The organism is Geobacillus sp. LYN3 (assembly GCF_003064505.1).
GTDB classification, from domain to species: domain Bacteria; phylum Bacillota; class Bacilli; order Bacillales; family Anoxybacillaceae; genus Parageobacillus_B; species Parageobacillus_B toebii.
Map to the genome: position 1 here is coordinate 670661 of NZ_QCWL01000001.1, position 21768 is coordinate 692428.

At 41.6% G+C, this 21768-nt stretch carries 22 protein-coding genes and 11 tRNA genes; 29 read left to right on the plus strand and 4 right to left on the minus strand.

Annotation, left to right across the window (positions count from 1 at the left end):
• Positions 1-108: 108 nt before the first annotated feature.
• From DCC82_RS03485 to DCC82_RS03495, 3 genes are all read left to right on the plus strand, one after another.
• Positions 109-663: an ATP-binding cassette domain-containing protein gene (locus DCC82_RS03485; RefSeq protein WP_353620315.1), complete on the plus strand. Its 555-nt coding sequence runs from the start codon at positions 109-111 to the stop codon at positions 661-663.
• A gap of 1 nt (position 664) precedes the next feature.
• A complete protein-coding gene (locus tag DCC82_RS03490; protein ID WP_108430243.1) occupies positions 665-1324 on the plus strand; it encodes a hypothetical protein in 660 nt (219 codons plus the stop codon).
• 338 nt (positions 1325-1662) lie between these two features.
• Complete coding sequence (locus DCC82_RS03495; protein ID WP_097354030.1) at positions 1663-2256, plus strand: hypothetical protein; 594 nt, start codon at positions 1663-1665, stop codon at positions 2254-2256.
• Positions 2257-2745: 489 nt separating this feature from the next.
• On the opposite strand, the gene DCC82_RS18660 is transcribed toward DCC82_RS03495, so the two are convergent.
• Positions 2746-2850 (minus strand): putative holin-like toxin, encoded by a 105-nt coding sequence (locus tag DCC82_RS18660; RefSeq protein WP_353620316.1) that lies wholly within the window; start codon positions 2848-2850, stop codon positions 2746-2748.
• A gap of 447 nt (positions 2851-3297) precedes the next feature.
• On the opposite strand from DCC82_RS18660, the gene DCC82_RS03500 reads away from it, so the two are divergent.
• On the plus strand, positions 3298-3483 hold the full coding sequence (locus DCC82_RS03500; RefSeq protein WP_097354031.1) for a hypothetical protein: 186 nt from the start codon (positions 3298-3300) through the stop codon (positions 3481-3483).
• Positions 3484-3748: 265 nt separating this feature from the next.
• On the opposite strand, the gene DCC82_RS03505 is transcribed toward DCC82_RS03500, so the two are convergent.
• Entirely contained in the window at positions 3749-4822 is a 1074-nt protein-coding gene (locus DCC82_RS03505; RefSeq protein ID WP_097354032.1) for an undecaprenyldiphospho-muramoylpentapeptide beta-N-acetylglucosaminyltransferase, read from the minus strand.
• Between the two features lie 325 nt (positions 4823-5147).
• Between DCC82_RS03505 and DCC82_RS03510 the strand changes: the two genes are divergently transcribed.
• From DCC82_RS03510 to cshA, 7 genes are all read left to right on the plus strand, one after another.
• Complete coding sequence (locus DCC82_RS03510) at positions 5148-5870, plus strand: polysaccharide deacetylase family protein (RefSeq protein ID WP_097354033.1); 723 nt, start codon at positions 5148-5150, stop codon at positions 5868-5870.
• 11 nt (positions 5871-5881) lie between these two features.
• Positions 5882-6478 carry a DedA family protein gene (locus DCC82_RS03515; protein WP_062756420.1) on the plus strand — a complete coding sequence of 199 codons (597 nt, stop codon included), beginning with the start codon at positions 5882-5884 and terminating at the stop codon, positions 6476-6478.
• Positions 6479-6490: 12 nt separating this feature from the next.
• Entirely contained in the window at positions 6491-7630 is a 1140-nt protein-coding gene (locus DCC82_RS03520; protein WP_012748956.1) for an MGDG synthase family glycosyltransferase, read from the plus strand.
• A gap of 149 nt (positions 7631-7779) precedes the next feature.
• Entirely contained in the window at positions 7780-8874 is a 1095-nt protein-coding gene (locus tag DCC82_RS03525) for a D-alanine--D-alanine ligase (protein ID WP_012748957.1), read from the plus strand.
• Between the two features lie 18 nt (positions 8875-8892).
• Positions 8893-10269 carry a UDP-N-acetylmuramoyl-tripeptide--D-alanyl-D-alanine ligase gene (locus DCC82_RS03530; protein ID WP_097354034.1) on the plus strand — a complete coding sequence of 459 codons (1377 nt, stop codon included), beginning with the start codon at positions 8893-8895 and terminating at the stop codon, positions 10267-10269.
• A gap of 92 nt (positions 10270-10361) precedes the next feature.
• Positions 10362-11072 (plus strand): alpha/beta hydrolase, encoded by a 711-nt coding sequence (locus DCC82_RS03535; RefSeq protein ID WP_187252147.1) that lies wholly within the window; start codon positions 10362-10364, stop codon positions 11070-11072.
• 91 nt (positions 11073-11163) lie between these two features.
• Positions 11164-12564 (plus strand): degradosome RNA helicase CshA, encoded by a 1401-nt coding sequence (gene cshA / locus DCC82_RS03540; protein WP_108430244.1) that lies wholly within the window; start codon positions 11164-11166, stop codon positions 12562-12564.
• 96 nt (positions 12565-12660) lie between these two features.
• Here the strand turns inward: cshA and DCC82_RS03545 are convergent, their stop codons facing one another.
• Entirely contained in the window at positions 12661-13278 is a 618-nt protein-coding gene (locus tag DCC82_RS03545) for a rhomboid family intramembrane serine protease (RefSeq protein WP_108430245.1), read from the minus strand.
• 59 nt (positions 13279-13337) lie between these two features.
• On the opposite strand from DCC82_RS03545, the gene acpS reads away from it, so the two are divergent.
• From acpS to DCC82_RS03575, 6 genes are all read left to right on the plus strand, one after another.
• A complete protein-coding gene (gene acpS, locus DCC82_RS03550; RefSeq protein ID WP_012748962.1) occupies positions 13338-13697 on the plus strand; it encodes a holo-ACP synthase in 360 nt (119 codons plus the stop codon).
• Positions 13698-13778: 81 nt separating this feature from the next.
• The gene (locus DCC82_RS03555) at positions 13779-14792 is read left to right on the plus strand and encodes a LolA family protein (protein WP_062678765.1); all 1014 of its coding nucleotides are present in this window, start codon (positions 13779-13781) and stop codon (positions 14790-14792) included.
• Between the two features lie 223 nt (positions 14793-15015).
• The gene (gene alr, locus DCC82_RS03560; RefSeq protein WP_108430246.1) at positions 15016-16179 is read left to right on the plus strand and encodes an alanine racemase; all 1164 of its coding nucleotides are present in this window, start codon (positions 15016-15018) and stop codon (positions 16177-16179) included.
• 128 nt (positions 16180-16307) lie between these two features.
• Positions 16308-16589 carry a CopG family ribbon-helix-helix protein gene (locus DCC82_RS03565; protein WP_003253419.1) on the plus strand — a complete coding sequence of 94 codons (282 nt, stop codon included), beginning with the start codon at positions 16308-16310 and terminating at the stop codon, positions 16587-16589.
• A gap of 4 nt (positions 16590-16593) precedes the next feature.
• Entirely contained in the window at positions 16594-16944 is a 351-nt protein-coding gene (gene ndoA / locus DCC82_RS03570; RefSeq protein WP_003253417.1) for a type II toxin-antitoxin system endoribonuclease NdoA, read from the plus strand.
• A gap of 332 nt (positions 16945-17276) precedes the next feature.
• Positions 17277-19442: a Tex family protein gene (locus DCC82_RS03575; RefSeq protein ID WP_187252148.1), complete on the plus strand. Its 2166-nt coding sequence runs from the start codon at positions 17277-17279 to the stop codon at positions 19440-19442.
• Here the strand turns inward: DCC82_RS03575 and cmpA are convergent.
• Positions 19437-19550 carry a cortex morphogenetic protein CmpA gene (gene cmpA / locus DCC82_RS03580; protein ID WP_012748966.1) on the minus strand — a complete coding sequence of 38 codons (114 nt, stop codon included), beginning with the start codon at positions 19548-19550 and terminating at the stop codon, positions 19437-19439. The genes DCC82_RS03575 and cmpA overlap by 6 nt on opposite strands.
• A gap of 88 nt (positions 19551-19638) precedes the next feature.
• Here cmpA and DCC82_RS03585 point away from each other — a divergent pair, with 88 nt between their 5' ends.
• From DCC82_RS03585 to DCC82_RS03640, 12 genes are all read left to right on the plus strand, one after another.
• The gene (locus tag DCC82_RS03585; RefSeq protein ID WP_012748967.1) at positions 19639-20106 is read left to right on the plus strand and encodes a SprT family protein; all 468 of its coding nucleotides are present in this window, start codon (positions 19639-19641) and stop codon (positions 20104-20106) included.
• A 409-nt stretch (positions 20107-20515) separates the two neighbouring features.
• A tRNA-Asn gene (locus DCC82_RS03590) sits at positions 20516-20590 on the plus strand.
• A gap of 2 nt (positions 20591-20592) precedes the next feature.
• A tRNA-Ser gene (locus DCC82_RS03595) sits at positions 20593-20685 on the plus strand.
• A gap of 20 nt (positions 20686-20705) precedes the next feature.
• A tRNA-Glu gene (locus tag DCC82_RS03600) sits at positions 20706-20777 on the plus strand.
• 49 nt (positions 20778-20826) lie between these two features.
• Positions 20827-20902 (plus strand) — tRNA-Asp (locus DCC82_RS03605).
• Positions 20903-20922: 20 nt separating this feature from the next.
• Positions 20923-20997 (plus strand) — tRNA-Gln (locus DCC82_RS03610).
• A gap of 1 nt (position 20998) precedes the next feature.
• A tRNA-Lys gene (locus DCC82_RS03615) sits at positions 20999-21071 on the plus strand.
• A gap of 5 nt (positions 21072-21076) precedes the next feature.
• Positions 21077-21161: transfer RNA gene (locus tag DCC82_RS03620), tRNA-Leu, on the plus strand.
• A gap of 16 nt (positions 21162-21177) precedes the next feature.
• Positions 21178-21260: transfer RNA gene (locus DCC82_RS03625), tRNA-Leu, on the plus strand.
• Positions 21261-21334: 74 nt separating this feature from the next.
• Positions 21335-21411 (plus strand) — tRNA-Arg (locus DCC82_RS03630).
• Between the two features lie 3 nt (positions 21412-21414).
• Positions 21415-21488: transfer RNA gene (locus DCC82_RS03635), tRNA-Pro, on the plus strand.
• 26 nt (positions 21489-21514) lie between these two features.
• Positions 21515-21588, plus strand: a tRNA-Gly gene (locus DCC82_RS03640).
• Positions 21589-21768: the final 180 nt, after the last annotated feature.

The window sequence follows — 21768 nt, forward strand, 5'->3', positions numbered from 1 at the left end:
CCAATCAGAGAATACCCTACCTTTTTTCTTTTGGTCTAGCAAAATGCTTTACACAAAATTTTATACATCATCGAAACGTTGGATCATATTGCCATCCTGCAAGGAATGATGAATAAAAAGGAGAGGGAGATGGCAATATGGGAGGCCATCAAAAAGGTCAATCTAACGGGGCATGAGAACAAGAAAATGATGGAACTATCCGGTGGAATGAGAAAGCGGGTGGGAATCGCGCAGCTGTTAATGAGAAAGCCGTCGATCTTAATTTTTGATGAGCCGACAGCGGGATTGGACATTGAAGAGCGGATTCGCTTTCGCAATTTGTTAAAAAATCTTGGTTCGGAGCATACCGTCATCATTTCCTCGCACATTGTCGAAGACATTGAGTTTTTATGTACAAAGATTGGCATTTTAAAAAGCGGGAGAGTTCTATTTGAAGGCACGCCAGCCGAGCTTAAAGCCCATGCGGAAGGATATGTTTGGGAATATCATGTATCACCGGAAGAATTGGATTGCATCATGGTGGAAAAGGAAGTGATTCAGCTTCTAGAAGAGGAAGATGGCGTGAATGTACGGGTGTTCGCGAAAGAAGGAGAAGAAGGAGCGAAACAAGTGGCACCAAGGCTTATCGATGGTTATTTAGCCGTTGTTAGGGGTGTGAACTAGAATGAGGGATTACTTAGAAAGCATTTATGCCACCTTTTTATTTGACCGAAAGACGATGGGGCTCACTTTTTTTGTCCCAGTTGTGATGTTTGGATTATCTCTGTTGCTTATTCTGCTTGTTCCAAGAGAGCAAAACGGCATCTATAACAATATTATTATTATCCAAGGCGTTTTCATTCCATTTTCTTGCTGGTGTCTTATGTATAGGCTGAGCGAAATGTATGAAGAAGGCGCGCAGGAAACATTAGTTCCATATTACTCCAAACGGTTTGGGATTGACTTCTTAAGATACTTCATTGTCAATATAATCGGGGTTTTTCTTCTGTGTACCGCTTTTGTGGTGAAATACGGGATGCCTTCATTATCTGCTTTAAACGTGATTCATTTCATTATTTTAGTGTTATTCTATATGTTTTTTGGAACATCCCTTATCGTGCTTATCAAAAACATTGAGATTTCCCTTACCATTATTATTATTTATACGGTTTTAGAAGTGGTAACGTTAGGGGAATTTATGCCGTGGCCGCACATCTTTTTATTCCAGCCGCCCGTTTGGGATCCGTTTTTATTAAGGAAATTTGTGATTTTATTGATAACGGTTATTGCGCTTATGTTTACAACAGTTATTTTCATTCAGAGAGCAGACAGGAAACCTCAGTAGCATATAGAGCTGCTGCTTGCGCTTTTTCAGGATCATCGAAGAACAAGGGATGGGAAAGGAAGTAAAAACTTTCCCTAAAACGGATGCCTAACAAATTAAGCTTCCGTTACTTGTTGCTTCTCAAGCACATGCCTCAGCAGCACTGAAAAACTTTTCTTTATGATGCTCGATGTACTCTAAAAAGATGCCATCGATTTTTTAACCTCATGGATATCCTTAAACATCCGCATTTTCTGCAATCAAATTTGCGGAAAATACGGATGTTTTTTCTAATTCCTTTTGATACAATGGGGGGAGCTGAGCGGCTTGACAAGATAATGAATGAGGAGGGAATCTTTATGAACAAAAGAAAACCTGTTAAAAAGCTTATAGGTATCGTCTTTTTTATATTAGTTTTTGTATTTGCATGTACTGTATTTTTTTTAGATTTACATCTTACTCCTTTAAACGCTGCTAAGAAAAACAATTATATACATAAGAATGCTGTATTACTAAAAGAAATAAACGCTCGTGAAAACAAAATATATATTTTTCAGGATAACGATCAATCCTATAAAACTGTCATATCTAAGCCTTTTGGACCATTCTGGAAAAGTGAGATAGCATTTAATTATCAATCAAATTTAAAAAATGATATTGAAACAGTTGGCTACGCCAAGATAAATGATCAAACCATTAATATGCTTATGTTGGCTTTTAAAATAAATACAAATGACATTAAATATGTTGAAGCTGGTCCGGACGGAGAAAGATTTTTGCGACCAATGCATCTAGGGAATATCGAGATTTTTTACTGGGAAGGGAAGTTGAATGAAAGAGATATCAACCCAATAGCTCTTTCTGCTGATAAAAAGCCAAAATATTACTATGGTTTTTCTAAAGATAAACAATATGATGATCTAAGGACAATACAATGGCATGAATATCATTAGTTTCTACGTGGAATATATGCTAAAAATAGGGTTTTTACTCATTAGCCCCGGACACACGATAAAGGTTATTTTTTATAATCGTAGTGACAATGGGGCGTGTGATAGATGAAATGGAGAAAGTGTTTGAAGGACTTTAAACTACCAAGCATTCTAAATTCATGTGGAAAGTATCTATAAAAGGAGGAAACTGGATTAAATCCTGAAATTTGTGTAAAAAGAAAACGGCAAAAAACGATTTTGTTTTCCGGTGATCCGAGTTCAATGGACTGAGAGCGAAATTTTACACAATCATTAGGACTTGATCAACATCAAACATAAGCCTTCATTTTACGACACTAATCATGTATAATATATACAGAAGGTTCGTATAAATAAATAGACCAAGGGTGCTGCAACACCCTTGGTCCTGCAATAGAACGGTTCCCTGCAAGGGGGATCGGCAGCAGGGCAGAAATACTCCACCCGTAGCTCCGACAACTCAAGGGTGGATTATTTCTTTTGGTTGTAAGACAGTATTGAAACGATGAGACTTGCAAAAGCTATCGCAAACATTAACGCTTCAAACACTGTCATCGGCATCACCCCTTTCTGCATATAAAGGGGTACAATGCCGACCCACCCTTGAGTTTCCCCGTACCATTGCCTTCCTATTATACTATATATTTACAACTGTTGAAAACGGAAGATAGTAAGGTTTATCTTCTGTTTTTTTTTTTTTTGCTAATGTCTTAGCCGTATTCTTAGCAGATTTAATTGGATTATCGTCTAATATCGTCATAATAACCTTTATCGAGTGTCCTGGTTGCTGAAGAAAAGAATGGGTTGTTGTATACGGAGATGCTTGCATTCATAAAACATTGAGATTTTTTAGTAATTGCTACTATTATAGTTGGGTTCATTGTCCTTTCTTATCTCGTGTTCAAAAGAGGGTATCATGAAGTTTATTGAATCTGAACCGCAAAATTGTGCCATGACCGTCATTCGAAACGGCGAAACAATCATTGACATAAATAGGGAAAAGCTAATCCCGCCAGCGAGTACATGAAAATTATTTATGCCATCGCTTTTGTCAAAGCAGTGAAAGAAAAATTTATTGATTCCAATGAGAAGGTTCCAAACGAAAGCGTAGACGTATATAAACCATTTATAGAAGAAGGATTTTTGGAAGATGAAAAATTCAGAGAGAAGGTGGTTTGTACATTAGAGAGAAAAGGATTAGTTCATTAGCGCTTTTGGTTGCATTTCTTCAGGGAGCGTGAATTAACTGCCGCAAAATACACAATGAAAAGAAAAACGCTCCCCTCTTTACAGAGACGAGCGTTTAACCAGCGGTTTACATGGAAACGATCTCATATGGATCCGACAACGTCTGTTAACCGACAGCGGTTCAGACGAGCTTTTCGGAACTCTACAGGTTTCCTTCCTGACTCGCTTTTGCTTCTTATAACTACTCTCTTCGTCATCGAAATGAAATATGTTTTTTGTCAAATAGTTATGTTTTGCTTGATTCATGAATTAACTCCAGCAACTTTTGCAGTGCATCTCCCGCGTCGGACCGATCCATGTTTTGCCGGTAGCGGTCTTTGTTTTGGTAAAGATGATAAATAGCATTGCGCAGCGATTCGTTCGTTAAGTTTTCTTCCATCAGCACTTCCGCGTAGCCGGATTTTTCAAAAGAGCGGGCGTTTAAAATTTGGTCGCCGCGGCTTGCTTCTTTGGAAAGAGGAATGAGCAGCATTGGTTTGCGCAAGGCGAGAAACTCGAAAATGGAGTTTGCGCCAGCTCGTGATAAGACGATATCCGCCATTGCCATCAGATGAGGAAGCTCTTCATGAACGTACTCAAACTGTTTGTAGCCTTTTTTGTTCGTCCATTGAGGGTCGACATTTCCTTTTCCGCAAATGTGGACGATTTGAAAATCATCAAGAAGCGTTTGTAAATTGGCGCGCAGTGCATCGTTAATCCGCTTCGAGCCTAAACTTCCGCCCATGACGAGAAGAACGGGTTTCCCTTTTTCAAATTGGCAGTACTCCCGCCCTTTGTCGGCGTTTCCTCGTTTTAATTCTTCACGCACCACCGCGCCAATGTAAATCCCTTTTTCTTCTTTGACATGGCGGAGTGTTTCTGGAAACGTGACGCAAATTTTGGTCGCAAACGGCATCGCAATTTTATTGGCAAGTCCCGGGGTAATATCGGACTCGTGGATGATGGATGGGACGCCATTTAACCATGCGCCGATAATGACGGGGACGGAAACGAATCCACCTTTGGAAAATACGATGCTCGGCTTTTCTTTTTTAATGATGCGGTACGCTTGAAATGTACCTTTGAGGACTTTAAAGGGATCTTTAAAGTTGTTCCAGTCGAAATAGCGGCGTAGTTTTCCTGTCGAAATCGGAAAATAAGGCACGCCTTCCACCTTCGAAATTAGTTCGCGCTCAATACCTTGGTGGGAACCGATATATGCGATATCCCAGCCTTGTTCTTTTAGCTTGGGAATGAGCGCTAAATTGACCATCACGTGCCCGGCTGTTCCGCCGCCGGTAAGAATAATTTTTTTATTCAATGTAATCACCTATCTTTTTGAGCATATTGAAATTTTACATTCCTTTTAAAAACGATTATTACTATCTTTAATATCGTATTGTATTATAGCAAATTGACGCTTGAGGTGCGAAAACATGAAAATTTCGTTAGATGGAGAAGAATCAAGGCAATGTTTGTATCTTTTTCTTTTTTATTTTTATGAAAGTGCTTGCGGTATATAACATATGACTGATTTTATTCATTTAATAAAAAGTGTAAAATTGGAAATGATTACGTGAAAATTATAATTTTCTATTTTCAAAGAAAAAGAGTACTGGTAAAGTACAAATAAAGAGGTGAAAACGATGCTATGGATCGTTTTGTTCGCTGGAGTAATGATATTATACGGCATCGTTCCAACAGTTCTTATTCGAAAAACAAATTTTCGCATTTACCGCAAAGGGACACAACCAGGAATGATCGCGTTAACGTTCGATGACGGTCCCGACCCATATTATACACCGAGACTGTTAGATTTGTTGAAAAAACATCAAGTGAAGGCAACCTTTTTCGTTGTTGGGAAAAAGGCGAAGCAATACCCTTATATTGTGAAACGAATGCATGATGAAGGCCATGAAATTGGGATGCATAACTACCGGCATATTAGCAACTGGTTCATTTTCCCTCCTTTTTTAGGAAAAGGATTGCGCAAATCAGCAGATATTATCGAACAAATTACGGGAACGCGGCCGATGTATTATCGTCCGCCTTGGGGGCATTTTAATTTGTTCACCCCGTTTTTGCAGAAAAAATATTCGACGGTGATGTGGACGGACATTCTTGGCGACTGGAATGCCAAAATTGGTACAATGGAATTGTTTAATCGGCTGAAAAATAGCATGAAAGATGGAGCGGTGATTGTTCTTCATGACAGCGGGAAAACGTTTGGCGCTGATGAATTGGCTCCAGAACAAATGCTTTCGGCGTTGGAATTGTTATTGAAGGAAGAAGAAGCGAAAAATATGCGCTGGGTGACGATTACAGATTTGCTGAACGAGCAAACTAATAAACAAATTTCATCGATATAATTGGGGGATCTATGGATACGAGCATTCTTTTTTCGTACGTGCAATCATATGGATATGTGATTATTTTTCTGTTTCTGTTTTTTGGCATTGTCGGCATTCCCGCTCCGGAAGAGAGTTTGCTGTTTTTTCTAGGGATTGTTATTGCCAGGAAGCAGCTGTTATGGGAGTATTGTTTTATCGTAAGCTGGGGCGGTGTTGTTATAGGAATGATCGTCGCCTACGGCATCGGCCGCTTTTTAGGAGCGCCATTTATTAAAAGGTACGGAAAGTATGTAGGAATAAAAGAGGAAAAATGGGAGCGAACACGAAAGTTGTTTCATCGATATGGAAAATGGGTCATTTTGTTTGGCTATTACGTCCCCGGCGTTCGGCAAATTTCGCCATATATGGCTGGTGTGATCCGCTTTCCTTTCCGTTTGTTTTTATTGCTTGCATCCGTTGGCGCAGCGATATGGGTGATTCCCATCATCGTTGTTGGAATGCTGCTTGGTCAACATGTGCAAATTCCACTGATTTATTTTCCGATGATCGGGATTGTTTTATTTTTGTTGTTTCTGCTTGGAGTGTGGGTTGGACAGCAATTTCGCAAAAAATCTTTTGAAAATTAAAGGGAGCTAACGATGATGAAAATTCTTGTATTACCATTGTTCCAAATGAGCACAGGCCATCATAAAGTAGCCGATACGTTGATTGATTTTCTGCAAAGGCAATTTCAAGATATATACTGTAAAAAAATCGACTTTTTAAGCTATTGTAATGAACTGATGGAAAAAATGGTTTCTGAAATGTATTTACGATGGATTCGCTCTCATCCAGCTTCCTATCATCGTGTTTATAAGGCGTTTATGTACTATGATGTTCATCGGTTAGAATTCGTTTCTTTTGAGCCATGGCTGCCTTATTTTGAAAATAAAATGAAAAAAATGTTGGAGAAGGAGAAACCGACACTCATTATTTGCACTCATTCATTCCCATCGCGCATTTTGCAACGGCTAAAGCGGAAGAAGCTGATTCAAATACCAGTAATCAACGTATATACCGATTTTTTCATCAATAGCGTATGGGGGAAACGGGACATCGACTATCATTTTGTTCCACATGCGGACGCAAAAAAGGAGTTAATGACGAAATATCATATTGATGAAAAACGAATTATTGTGACAGGTATTCCCGTCCATGAAGTGTTTATGACGAAACATTCCGAGCTGAGGGGGAAAAGACGCCCGTTTCATTTGCTGTTGGCGGGAGGAAACCAAGGACTAGGCAATATTGTCGATTTTTTTAAGAAAGTAGAAGATTCCCGTTTATTTCGCTATTCGGTACTATGTGGAACGAACAAAAAGTTATATGATGAAATCGCAAGCTGGAAGCAACCACATATTCGCCCTTTCTCATACATATCTAGCCCACAAGAGATGAATCGTTTGTATAACGAAGTAGATGCGGTAATTACAAAACCAGGCGGCGTTACGGTAAGTGAAGTGCTGCATAAACAATTGCCTGTTTTTACGGTTGGTTACTTGCCTGGTCAAGAACAAATTAATTTGCAATATCTTGAAAAACATGGATTGATTTATAATTTGACAGGGTTTCGTTATTACGAACGAAAAATCATTCATGTACTCACGGATGAAATAGAAAAAAATCATTTTTATCGACGGGTGCATGAATATTTTTCACAGATTGAAAAAACGGCGCAAGACGCATTAAAAGAGATTGTGGCAATGTACCAAGGACAATACCGCGCTCTCTGGAAATAGCGATTTCACCATCTAACGAATGGGTTAGATGGTGTTTTTACTGTTTTCAAAGTGACGAAACAACCTATATTACTCATATAAAATACCATACGATTGTGCCAGAAACGTGTTAAAATAGAAACTATGGTAAACAAAGAGGAGGAGCCTAAATGAAAACGAGAGTTGGAATTTTATACGGAGGCAAATCGCCTGAGCATAACGTATCTTTATCAACGGCGATGGCGGTGATGAATGCCATTGATAAAAATAAATTTGACGTCATCCCGATTTATATTACAACTGAAGGACAGTGGATCAAGGGAGAACGGTTGACTGGAAAAGTAAATGATATAAAGCAATTGCAGTTTCAATCTGACGCAAAAGCCATTATACCGGTAGCGTTAAATCAAACACCGGCGGTTGCGGACGGGAAAAAGCAAGAGGAAGCGGTAGTGGATGTCATTTTTCCATTATTGCATGGACCGAACGGAGAAGATGGCACGGTGCAAGGGCTGCTTGAGCTCCTTAATATTCCATACGTCGGAAACGGTGTGCTTGCCTCCGCAGTCGGGATGGATAAAGTGGTGATGAAAAACTTATTTGCGCAAGCAGGATTACGTCAGGCAAAATACGTATCGTTTACGAAGCGGGAATGGAGTAGAAACGAAGAAGCGGCTTATGACAAGGTGGAACAAGAGCTTGGCTATCCTTGTTTCGTCAAGCCGGCGAATGCGGGATCAAGCGTCGGGATTACGAAATGCAAGCAGCGCGATGATTTAAAAGCGGCTTTTGCTGAGGCGTTTAAGTATGATCGAAAAATTATTGTTGAGGAAGCGATTGTTGGGCGTGAAATCGAAATCGGCGTCATCGGCAACGATGATCCAATTTGTTCGGTTGTTGGAGAAATTGTCCCGAAAAAAGAATTTTACGATTATCAAGCGAAATATGAAGACGGTAATACGGAATTAATTATTCCGGCAGACGTTACAAAAGAACAGTATGAAACGATTAAACAAATGGCGATTACCGCGTTTAAGGCGCTTGACCTTTCTGGACTCGTACGAGCCGACTTTTTCTTAACGGAAGATGGCGAAGCGTATATTAATGAAATTAATACAATGCCTGGATTTACACCGTATAGCATGTTTCCTTTGTTATGGAAACATAGCGGCGTTTCCTATCCAGAACTGATTGAACGTCTCATACAATTAGCGATCGAACGTCATGAAGAAAAGCAAACGATCACGTATACGTTTGAGAAATAGAAATGAAGGTGAAAAAAGATGATCACTCGTACATTGCGCGATATACAGTCGATGGTGGACGGACGCGGTTTAGCGGCCGGCTTTTTCGACATAATGGTTCATGGGGTTTCAACAGATACGCGAACGATTCAACAAGGCAATTTGTACGTTCCATTAAAAGGAGCTAAGTTTAACGGCCATGCGTTTGTCCAAGATGCGCTCGATAAGGGCGCGAGCGCTGTGCTTTGGGCGGAAACGGAAGGAACCCCGCCGAGAGACGTGCCAGTGATTATCGTGGACGACACGTTGCGCGCGCTCCAGCGTCTTGCACATCGGTATCGCAAGCAGCTTTCGGTAAAAGTCATCGGCATTACGGGAAGCAATGGCAAAACGACGACAAAGGATATGATAGCAGCACTATTAGCAACAACATATAAAGTACAAAAGACGGAAGGAAATTTGAACAATCATATTGGAGTGCCATTGACGCTTCTCCGTTTGGAAGAAGACACGGAAATGGCTGTCGTCGAAATGGGAATGAGCAATTTCGGCGAAATTGAATTATTATCCAACATTGCCGAGCCGGATGCGGCAGTTATTACAAATATTGGCGAATCGCATTTGCAAGAACTAGGTTCACGCGAAGGGATTGCTCAAGCAAAATTAGAAATTTTATCGGGTTTAAAAAAGAACGGCCTTTTTGTTTATCATGGAGATGAGCCGTTGCTGGTGAACCGGGTTCCAGACTTGCCGCTGCCTGAGCACGTCTTGAGATTTGGGCAAGGAAGCGAAAACGATTATTATCCGAAAACGGTCCATGTACAGGCCAATGGCACTACGTTTACCATTCATCAGGCGCCAAATCGCTCCTTTTTCCTTCCGATTTTAGGGAAGCATCATGTATATAACGCGTTGGCTGCTATCGCTGTAGCTCGCTTTTTTCACGTAAGCTGGGAGAAGATTCAAGAAGCATTTTCACAATTGCAAGTGACGCGTATGCGCATGGAATTAATCGAAACAAAGAAAGGCTGGACGATTATTAATGACGCGTATAACGCTAACCCAACATCGATGAAAGCGGCGTTGCAATTACTTCACGAATTGACGGGATATGAGAAAAAGATTGCTGTGTTAGGAGACATGCTGGAGCTTGGCGATCAAGAAGTGGAGTTTCATCGGGAAATCGGCGCAATGCTGCGGCCGGAAATGGTCGATTATGTATTTACGTATGGAGCGTTAGCACGTCATATTGCGCTCGCGGCACAGCCGTTTTTTCCAGATGGGCGCGTGAAAGCATATGAAGATAAGCAGTCTTTGGCAAAAGACTTGCTTGCAGTTGTTTCCTCTGGCGATGTGATTTTGCTGAAGGCTTCACGTGGAATGAAGCTAGAAGAGTTGCTTCCTGATTTGCAATAACCATATCATTGTGTAAAATGAAAACAACCGTGAAAAAATAAAAGCGGCGTTTCTAACTGCCGCTTTTGATTTTTTGGAAAATGGTGATGATGATGATTGGGTGTCTATGTATACACGGATTTACGGGAAGCCCTGATGAAGTAGCTCCGCTGGCGGAATATTTACAAAAACGAACGGACTGGGTGATCAAAACGCCGATACTTCCCGGACATGGAAAGCGGCTGCAACTAAAAGGAATTACTTATGATCAATGGTTTCAAGCGGCAGAAAGGGAATTGCAAGCATTAATGGAAATATGCGAAACGGTTTATGTCATCGGCTTTTCGATGGGTGGAGTAATCGCAGTATATTTGGCGGAAAAATATAAGATTGACAAGCTTGTGCTATTAAGCGCCGCTTTTTATTATGTCAATCCGCGTCAATTAATAAAAGATATCCATGAAATCGTTCGTGATGGATGGAGGCGGCGTCTTCGCGAAAATCCGCTTTTTATCCGTTACAAAAATAAAATTTTAGCAACGCCGCTTACAGCCGTATTAGAGTTCCGAAAATTAGTCAATGAAGTCCGGCCGCGTTTGCCTAATGTACATATTCCGGCGCTGATTGTTCAAGGTGAAAAAGATGGCATCGTTCCGGTAAAAAGCGCCCATTATTTATATAATAAGATCGGTTCATCGCAAAAAAAGCTGTTATTGTTACGAGAATCATACCATCACGTCTGCCACGGCCCTGACCGATATCTATTGTTTTGCGAAGTAGAAAAATTTTTACGGGAAAATAAGTTAGAAAATGGTATTTATTGAAAACAGAACGTGAAAATGGTATGATAACTCTTAAATATTTTTATTCGATTCATTTCGGATAGTAAGGAAATTTAAAGGAGTTTGAATAACATTGACAACGTTTCATGAATTAGGATTAAGCAACGAATTAATGAAGGCGATTCGCCGGATGGGATTTGAGGAAACGACCCCGATTCAAGCGGAAACGATTCCGTTAAGTCTACAAAATAAAGACGTCATTGGGCAGGCGCAAACTGGCACCGGTAAAACGGCTGCTTTTGGTATTCCGCTCATTGAAAAAGTAGATGTAAAAAATGAAGCCATTCAAGGTCTTGTTGTGGCACCGACGCGGGAGCTGGCGATTCAAGTATCGGAAGAACTTTATAAAATTGGCGCAGTCAAGCGCGTTCGAGTATTGCCGATTTACGGAGGGCAAGATATTGAGCGGCAAATTCGCGCATTAAAAAAACGCCCGCACATCATTGTAGGAACGCCTGGCCGAATTATTGATCATATCAACCGTAAGACGCTTCGGTTAGACAACGTGCACACCGTTGTGCTTGATGAAGCGGATGAGATGCTTAATATGGGGTTTATCGACGATATCGAAGCGATTTTAAGCAATGTTCCTGAAAAACGGCAGACATTATTATTTTCCGCAACGATGCCGGAGCCAATCCGCCGCATCGCCGAACGGTTTATGAATGAGCCGCACATGGTAAAAGTAAAAGCAAAGGAAATGACGGTTCCAAATATTCAACAATATTATTTAGAAGTGCAAGAAAAGAAGAAATTCGATATTTTAACGCGTTTATTGGATATTCAAGCGCCGGAGTTAGCCATTGTTTTCGGACGTACAAAACGGCGCGTGGATGAATTGGCAGAAGCGCTCAACTTGCGTGGGTACGCTGCCGAAGGAATTCATGGCGATTTGAGCCAAGCGAAACGGTTATCCGTTCTTCGTAAATTTAAAGAAGGTTCGATTGAAATTTTAGTCGCTACGGATGTAGCGGCACGTGGACTGGATATTTCCGGCGTGACGCACGTTTACAATTTTGATATCCCGCAAGATCCGGAAAGCTACGTTCACCGTATTGGCCGCACCGGGCGCGCTGGAAAAACAGGTGTAGCGATGACGTTTGTTACGCCGCGGGAAATTGGACAGCTTCATAATATTGAGCGCACGACAAAACGGAAGATGGAACGGATGAAGCCGCCGACGCTTGATGAGGCGCTAGAAGGCCAACAGCGTATCGCTGTGGAAAAGCTGGTTGCGACTGTCGAATCGGAAAATCTTTCTTTTTATAAACGAGCTGCCGAAGAGTTATTGGAAGAACATGATTCCGTGTCGCTTGTCGCCGCGTGCATTAAAATGTTGACAAAAGAGCCTGATACAACGCCAGTGCAATTAACGGAAGAGCCGCCGCTTCCGGTAAAACGGGAGAAAAAGCGCGGGAACCGTCAAGGCAGTCAACCGAAAGAGCGTACAAAAAAACGGCGCGTTGCCCGTTAAAAAACGGCGCATAAGCGCCGTTTTTTATTTGAGCGATCCAATATTTCTCATTCGGTAATATAAGATCCCGCTTTCATGAATGAAGAAAGCGGAATCTTAGCGATGAAGAAGAAAAGGCTGATGTGGATGCAGATGGGAAGAAATGAAAGGAGCAATGATCCCACCGCCTAAAAAACCAAACAGGTGAGCGACCATATTTACATTAGGGGCAGTAAATGAGATAAATAGGCTAATACATATGACGGCAAAAAGAAGTCGCGCGTGTTGTGTTTCGATTATATCGCGGCAAAATACGATCAAGTATCCATACATGCCGAACAGACCGAAAATGGCCCCAGAAGCTCCAGCATGACTATACATCGCTGGCAGAACAAAAAATGTTGCAATGTTGGCGCATATTCCACTGCCAATATAAAGAATCAGAAACTTGCTTTTCCCTAACATTTTTTCCAAAGCAGGTCCGAATAAAATGAGAGAAATGGAGTTGATGATCATATGTTCAAACCGTACATGCAAAACAAGCGGGCTTACTAACCGCCAATACTCCCCGTTCTGTACAGCGGCATTAAAACCAATCATTTTTTCCCATAATGGCTCGGCTATAGGAATGCGTAAAAAAAACGTGAACCAAATCACTACGTGAAGGGCGACAAGGATGGAAACGGCAGGGTAAAACCGAAAAAATGTATGGGCATTTTCCATGCGCGCAAACATAAACTTCGCTCCTTTATTCGTTTATTAAAATGTATGTACATAGAGAGGGTAGAAGAACGATGATTATCGGGATTGGGATCGATATTGTAGAATTGGAACGGATTGAACAACTAATGATGAAAAATGAAAAATTTATTGATCGAATTTTAACGGAGGAAGAAAAAAGGATTTTTTTTCAATTATCACCGAAACGAAAAGTAGAATTTTTGGCAGGGCGGTTTGCGGCAAAAGAGGCATATGCAAAAGCGATTGGAACAGGAATCGGAAAGAATGTATCATTTCATGATATCCAAATTATGAATGACGATAACGGAAAACCGATCGTTGTTTCAAATGGGAAGGATTGCCGCATTCACGTTTCGATCTCTCATAGCCGCGATTATGCGATTGCTCAAGTCATTATTGAGCGCTTGTCATAGCTAGTCTGCATATTCCCCTAAGTTGTCTCATATATTGTAATGCACAGATGGAAATCGATATGAGACAAAGGGGTTGAAACGATGAGGAGAAAAGTGTTTAGTGTATTTATGGGCATCATACTGCTTGTCGCTTTAACTGGCTGCGGGGCAAAATCACAAGAAGACGTGATGAAAGCGCTGGATGAAAAGATGGATGAGATGACAAGTTACCAAGCAGAGGCAAAAATGACCTTTCAAACAGGATCTAAGCCGCAAGTATACCATGTTGAAATTTGGTATAAGCAGCCTTCGTACTACCGTGTCAGCTTAAAAAATGCCGACAAAGGTCAAAGCCAGATGATTTTACGCAACGATGAAGGGGTTTTTGTTTTTACTCCGGCGCTAAACAAAAGCTTCCGTTTCCAAAGTGATTGGCCGAAAAACAGCAGTCAAGCGTATTTGTATGAGTCACTGGTCAAAGACATTTTAAGCGATTCGAAAGCGAGCTTTAAAGCGACGAAAAATCATTACGTATTTGAAACGAAAACAAACTATCCGAACAGCAACATGATTCCAAAGCAAGAAATTACGTTAAACAAAAAAGATTTATCGCCGGTATCCGTCAAAGTGATGGATACAGACCGGAACGCTTTGTTAACCGTACAATTTTCAAAAGTGGAGTTTAATAAAAAATTTGATGATGATGCGTTTGATACCTCTAAAAACATGACAGGAGCACGCTTAGAAGTACCAACGATGGCAAAAGCGGAAGACAAAGCGATTGAAGTAATGTATCCGGTCAATTTACCGGAAGGGGTAAAACAAATAGATGAAAAAGAAGTTGCTGCCGAAGATGGGAAACGGATTATTATGACATTTGGAGGCGAAAAATCATTCACGTTAGTCCAAGAGAAAGCGAGAGTATTGCCGGCAACAAGCACTCCGACACTTGTCAATGGCGAACCGATTGATTTAGGTTTTGCGATCGGCGCGTTGACAGATCAGACTCTTACATGGTCGTATAAAGGAGTCGAATTTACGCTCGCTTCGAAGGACTTAACGCCAGAAGAAATGATAATGGTTGCTCGTTCTGTACAAGGAAAAGCAATGAAATAACCGTTATTGGCACGGACCAGCAGTTGCTGGGCCTTTTTTGTTTGCTAAAAAATCTGGGGAACTTAAATATTGACGATAAGTACATATTCCTTCATTGCTTTGCAAGTGGTAAACTAAAAAAAGATGGAATGCTTTATTTTATCGAGATAGGAAGATAAAGTTGGAGTAAATATCTTTCAATGTATTTGCATTCATTTTGATAGACAAGGAAGTGCAGCGAGATATGAGCAATTTGTTTTACCGCGATACTTGGGCAGAAATTGATTTAGATGCCATTTACTACAACGTTTCACAATTAAAAAACTTTTTGCAAAACGACATCCGCATTATGGCGGTAGTGAAGGCAAACGCATACGGCCACGGTGATGTACAAGTGGCAAAAACAGCGCTTGAAGCAGGTGCTTCTTATTTAGCAGTGGCGTTTTTAGACGAAGCGATTGCGCTAAGGAAAAAAGGAGTTACTGCACCTATTCTTGTGCTAGGGGCTTGCCGGCCTAGCGATATTAATATTGCCGCAAAGCATCGGATTACGCTCACTGTGTTTCAGCCGGAATGGATAGAACAAGCGGCAAACGTATACAGCGAAACGAGTCCCGTTTTATTTCATTTAAAAATGGATACAGGAATGGGACGGTTAGGTGTCAGGGAGGAAACGGAAACAAAGCGCGTCATTGAACAAATTGACCGACATCCGTATTTTTCATTGGAAGGAGCATATACTCATTTTGCCACAGCTGATGAAATAAACACGGATTATTTTTCTTTTCAATACGATAATTTTTTGCGAATGCTTGAATGGCTTCCATATAAACCACCGATTATCCACTGCGGAAACAGTGCGACAGCTTTACGGTTTCCGGATAAAGTCTTTAATATGGTGCGCTTTGGCATTTCGATGTATGGGCTATCTCCTTCACCGGAAATCAAACAATATTTGCCGTATGAGCTAAAAGAAGCTTTTTCATTGCATAGCCGTCTCGTTCATGTGAAAAAGTTAAAGCCTGGAGAAAAGGTGAGTTATGGAGCGACATATACGGCGGAAACGGAGCAGTGGGTTGGAACGGTCCCGATTGGATATGCAGATGGTTGGTTGCGTAAACTGCAAAATTTCCATGTACTTGTGAACGGAGAAAAAGCGCCGATTATCGGAAGAATTTGCATGGATCAATTAATGGTCCGTCTGCCGAAGCAAATGCCTGTTGGAACGAAAGTGACGCTGATTGGGCGGCAAGGCGACGAATATATTTCTGTTGATGACGTGGCTCAATATCTTGGAACGATTAACTATGAGGTTCCTTGTACAATAAGTTATCGCGTTCCCCGTATTTTTTTCAGAAATAAGAGTATAATGGAAGTGAGAAATTTTGTTTTGGATGGCAATGATTAAGTATAAACTGAAAGACTTTTCAGAAGATAATAGGTAGAAAAAGCAGAAATGACTTTGCAGCGTTTTTATTTAGTGGTATTATGAAATGGAAGTAATGAATCGGCTGCAGTTCGTGGAGGTGTATGTTCGTGTCGGAATCTAGCGCAACAACAGAAATCGTCGTTCGTTTGCCTCAAGCATTGGTAACCGAATTAGATGTGCTTGTAAAACAGGAAAACGGCAACCGCAATGACCTTATTTATCAAGCGACTAAAATGTATATTCGCGAGCGAAAAAAACGTCAAATCCGTGAAGCAATGAGACGCGGTTATATGGAAATGGCCAAAATCAATTTATCCATTGCTTCAGAAGCGTTTCTTGCAGAATACGAGGCCGACCACACCGTTGAACGTTTAGTTAGCGGGGGGTAATGCTTTGATTGTTAAGCGTGGCGACGTTTATTTTGCGGACCTTTCCCCGGTAGTGGGCTCAGAGCAAGGAGGCGTTCGTCCGGTATTGGTCATTCAAAATGACATTGGGAATCGATTTAGTCCGACGGTGATTGTGGCGGCAATTACAGCACAAATTCAAAAAGCGAAGCTGCCAACGCATGTCGAAATTGATGCAAAACGTTACGGGTTTGAGCGGGATTCTGTCATTCTGCTAGAGCAAATTCGGACAATTGATAAACAGCGGCTAACAGACAAAATTACTCACTTGGACGATGAAATGATGGATAAGGTGGACGAAGCGCTGCAAATTAGTTTAGGACTTATAGATTTTTAAACAGTAGCGCTCGAAATTTAAATTTCTCTTCTCCGAAACAAAACTTGTTTCGTGAAACCCCCGCTCCGTTTTTGCAGCAAGAGTATAGACGGAAACGGCCTTCAGGATATATAAGTCTCATTCACCATGAGAGAATGCACTGAGCCACCTATCGCCTCCGTTTCATAAAAAGTGGTGGGTAGTTTGCTATGCGCAAAAAAGGGCAGGTCGCAAACAATCGATCTGTCCAACTATTTTATTCATATACGACTCGTTAGGAATAGCTGCATCATTGTAGCTATTTTTATTTTTAGTCATGGAGGGGTAAGGATTTGTTAAATAGAGAAGCGTTGATGGACCTGATAGCGAATGAATTACATTTGTCCACAAAGCAAGTTAGCAATGTGATTTCTCTTTCTGAGGAAGGAAATACGGTGCCGTTTATTGCCCGCTATCGGAAAGAGATGACAGGCGCCTTAGATGAAGTGCAAATTCGTGATATTTTGGAGAAATGGAATTACCTACAAAACTTAGAACAGCGGAAAGAAGAAGTCCTTCGCCTTATTGATGAACAAGGAAAACTAACGGATGATCTAAAAAACGCGATCATCAATGCTACGAAACTGCAGCAAGTGGAAGATTTGTATCGTCCTTATAGACAAAAACGACGTACAAAAGCCACCATTGCCAAGGAAAAAGGGTTAGAGCCTCTTGCGGAATGGTTATGGACGTGTCCAATGAGGCCGCGGCCGGAAGAAAAAGCGCAAGAGTTTATTCAACCAGAAAAAGAAGTACGTACCGTCGAAGAGGCGCTTCAAGGTGCGAAAGACATCATCGCTGAAAAGGTATCGGATGATGCACAATTTCGCCAATGGATTCGCCAGCACACATGGAAAAAAGGCGTGATCATATCGACTGTCAAAGAGTCGGAAAATGATGAGAAAAAAGTATATGAAATGTATTACGAATATGAAGAGCCAGTACATAGGATTGTTCCGCATCGTGTATTAGCGCTCAATCGCGGCGAAAAAGAAGGAGTGTTGCGTGTTTCCATTCAGGCGCCGGTAGAAGATATTATGACATACTTACAAAAGCACATTATTACAAATCCGCAATCTCCCGCCGCTTCCCTCCTTTCTGAAGCGATTGAGGACGGCTACAAAAGGCTTATTGAACCGTCAATCGAGCGGGATATTCGCAATGAATTAACCGAAAAAGCGGAAGAGCGGGCGATTCATATTTTTGCGGAGAACTTACGCAAGCTATTGCTTCAGCCGCCGTTAAAAGGGAAGATTGTTCTTGGTATAGACCCTGCCTATCGAACGGGATGCAAGCTGGCGGTGGTCGACGAAACAGGCAAATTGCTGAAAATCGATGTCATTTACCCTCATCCCCCGCAGCAACAGATAGAAGAAGCGAGAGAAAAGTTAATCCGCATTATCGAAGAATATCATGTCGAAATGATTGCCATTGGGAACGGAACTGCCTCAAGGGAAACGGAGCAATTTGTGGCGGACACCTTAAAACAAGTAGATAAAGAAATTTTTTACCTTATTGTCAATGAAGCGGGAGCGAGCGTCTATTCCGCCTCTGACCTTGCCCGTCAAGAGTTTCCAGATTTACAGGTAGAAGAACGGAGCGCAGTTTCGATCGCAAGGCGTGTACAAGACCCGCTTGCCGAACTGGTGAAAATTGATCCAAAATCAGTAGGAGTTGGCCAATATCAGCACGACGTTTCACAAAAAAAATTAGCGCAATCATTGCAGTTTGTCGTGGAAACCGTTGTTAACCAAGTTGGCGTCAACGTCAACACTGCCTCCGTCTCTTTATTGCAATACGTATCAGGGCTTACGAAAACAGTATCGGAAAATATCGTAAAACGCCGTGAGGAACAAGGAAAATTTAAAAACCGCGAGGAATTAAAATCGATACCGCGGCTTGGTGCTAAAACATATGAACAGTGTATCGGATTTTTACGCATTATTGATGGAGACGAACCGCTCGACCGTACGCCGATTCATCCTGAGCGGTATGAAGAAGTGAAAAGGCTGTTGCACCAAATTGGTTTTACAACTGAACATATCGGAAGTGAAGAGCTTCGTCAGGCATTGCAATCTCTTTCCATTCCTGACACGGCTGCTGAACTTGGCATCGGAGAATTGACATTACAAGACATTATCGACGCTTTAATTCGTCCAGAACGTGATCCTCGCGATGAGCTGCCAAAGCCGTTATTACGAAAAGACATTTTAAAAATGGAAGATTTAAAAAGAGGAATGGAGTTAGAAGGAACGGTGCGGAACGTCGTCGATTTCGGAGCGTTTGTGGATATTGGGGTTAAGCAGGATGGGCTTGTTCACATTTCAAAATTAAGCAAGCAATATGTACGTCATCCGCTTGACGTTGTATCAGTAGGCGATGTGGTAAAAGTTTGGGTTGACAATGTAGATCTCGATAAAGGAAGAATTTCTTTATCTATGATTCCACCGGAAGAATCAGAAAAAACACTGCTTTCATGAGCAGTGTTTTTTCTGATAAAAAAACCAGCATTGATTTAGCAATTTGATTTGGTAACGATTTTTTTCATAATAGGCTCGTCTCATTTGATTTTTTAACCATGTTGGCATAACAGTCGACCTCCTGTAACAGAAAGGTTAGTATATAATGTATGTATGGTTGGTCTGTCCTGTGTCAAAAAAGTAAGGAGTAACGAAAATGAAACAAAGTGATTTGCAACGGCTTGTCGAAAGAGTGTCTTTACAATTTTTCAAAAAACCGTTCAAACATACAGCGACATTCAATCCAAGGCTTCGAACAACGGGAGGACGTTACATATTACAAACTCATAACATTGAACTAAATAAAAAATATTACGAAGCGTTCGGAGAAGAAGAGCTTATTGCCATTATTAAGCATGAATTATGCCATTACCATCTTCATTTGGAAGGAAAAGGATATCGACATCGTGACCAAGACTTTCGTGATTTATTACGACAAGTTCAGGCTCCCCGCTATTGTCGGCCACTCCCTCAGCAAGCACAACAAAGAACAAAAAAAGTTTACGTGTATGTTTGTTCTAAGTGCAGTTTAAAATATAGACGGAAAAAGCGGGTCAATACAGACAAGTATGTTTGTGGACAATGTGGCGGAAAACTAATGTTGGATAACGGCGGAGAAATATGAAAGCACGTTTGCCGTAGTTTCATTTTTGTGCATTTATAGGCAAGCCTAAAAAAACAAACAATATTTTTTGTTAAAAAAGTGTTGACAGCTATTGTTTGTATATGCTAAATTATAAAAGCCGTCGCCAAAAGGCGATGGATGATAAATGAATATAAAAGCTATTGACAACCATCACTCAGCTCAATATAATAAAGAATGTCGATTGTCCAAGTCCATAAGTAATTAGGAAGCGATGAAAAAGTTTGCTATGATTTTTATTCCGCAATAGCTCAGCGATGAGCGATACTTCTATGAATTTGCTACGAGTTGCCTCGATGCATCCAACAACTTTGAGTTCGCTAGCAGAGGAAGAGGCAACGAACTGGAAAGTTATGATGTTTTGCAACAAGATAACTACATTTCCCTTTATTCCGCAATAGCTCAGCGGTAGAGCAACCGGCTGTTAACCGGTAGGTCGTAGGTTCGAATCCTACTTGCGGAGCCATTGGAGAAGTACCCAAGTGGCTGAAGGGGACGGTTTGCTAAACCGTTAGGTCGTGTCTTTACGGCGCGCGGGTTCAAATCCCGCCTTCTCCGCCACTTTTGATATATTTTGTCGTGGCCCGTTGGTCAAGTGGTTAAGACACCGCCCTTTCACGGCGGTAACACGGGTTCGAATCCCGTACGGGTCACTGCTGATGGGTGTTGGGGTCTATAAAGCACCAACCCCATTTTATTGATGGTCCCGTAGTGTAGTGGTTAACACGCCTGCCTGTCACGCAGGAGATCGCGGGTTCGAGTCCCGTCGGGACCGCCATTTAGATACTTTATTTACATTGGGCTATAGCCAAGCGGTAAGGCAACGGACTTTGACTCCGTGATGCGCTGGTTCGAATCCAGCTAGCCCAGCCATGAGCCATTAGCTCAGTAGGTAGAGCATCTGACTTTTAATCAGAGGGTCGGAGGTTCGAGTCCTCCATGGCTCATTTTTGCGGGTGTGGCGGAATTGGCAGACGCACCAGACTTAGGATCTGGCGCCTTACGGCGTGGGGGTTCAAGTCCCTCCACCCGCACCACTAACTTAATAAATATGCGGTCGTGGCGGAATGGCAGACGCGCTAGGTTGAGGGCCTAGTGGGGGCAACCCCGTGGAGGTTCAAGTCCTCTCGACCGCATAAATACAAAAAATACTTGTGATTTATTTCAGGAAGTGCTAAAATATAATTCGTTGTTTCCAAAATCAATATTTGCGCTCGTAGCTCAATTGGATAGAGCATCTGACTACGGATCAGAAGGTTAGGGGTTCGAATCCTCTCGAGCGCGCCATTTCGGGAAGTAGCTCAGCTTGGTAGAGCACATGGTTTGGGACCATGGGGTCGCAGGTTCGAATCCTGTCTTCCCGATTTATTTAATCTTAATGAATAAACATGCGGGTGTAGTTTAGTGGTAAAACCTCAGCCTTCCAAGCTGATGTCGTGGGTTCGATTCCCATCACCCGCTCCATAATTAACAACTAATGTTTCAGGGAATGCTCCTTGAAAACTGAACAAAACGAAGCGTCCACAACGAAAAGCGAAGGCGAGCGACACCTTGCGGTGTCGGTGCTGAAGCTGAAAAGAAGCCAATCAACTTTCTTTTTGGAGAGTTTGATCCTGGCTCAGGACGAACGCTGGCGGCGTGCCT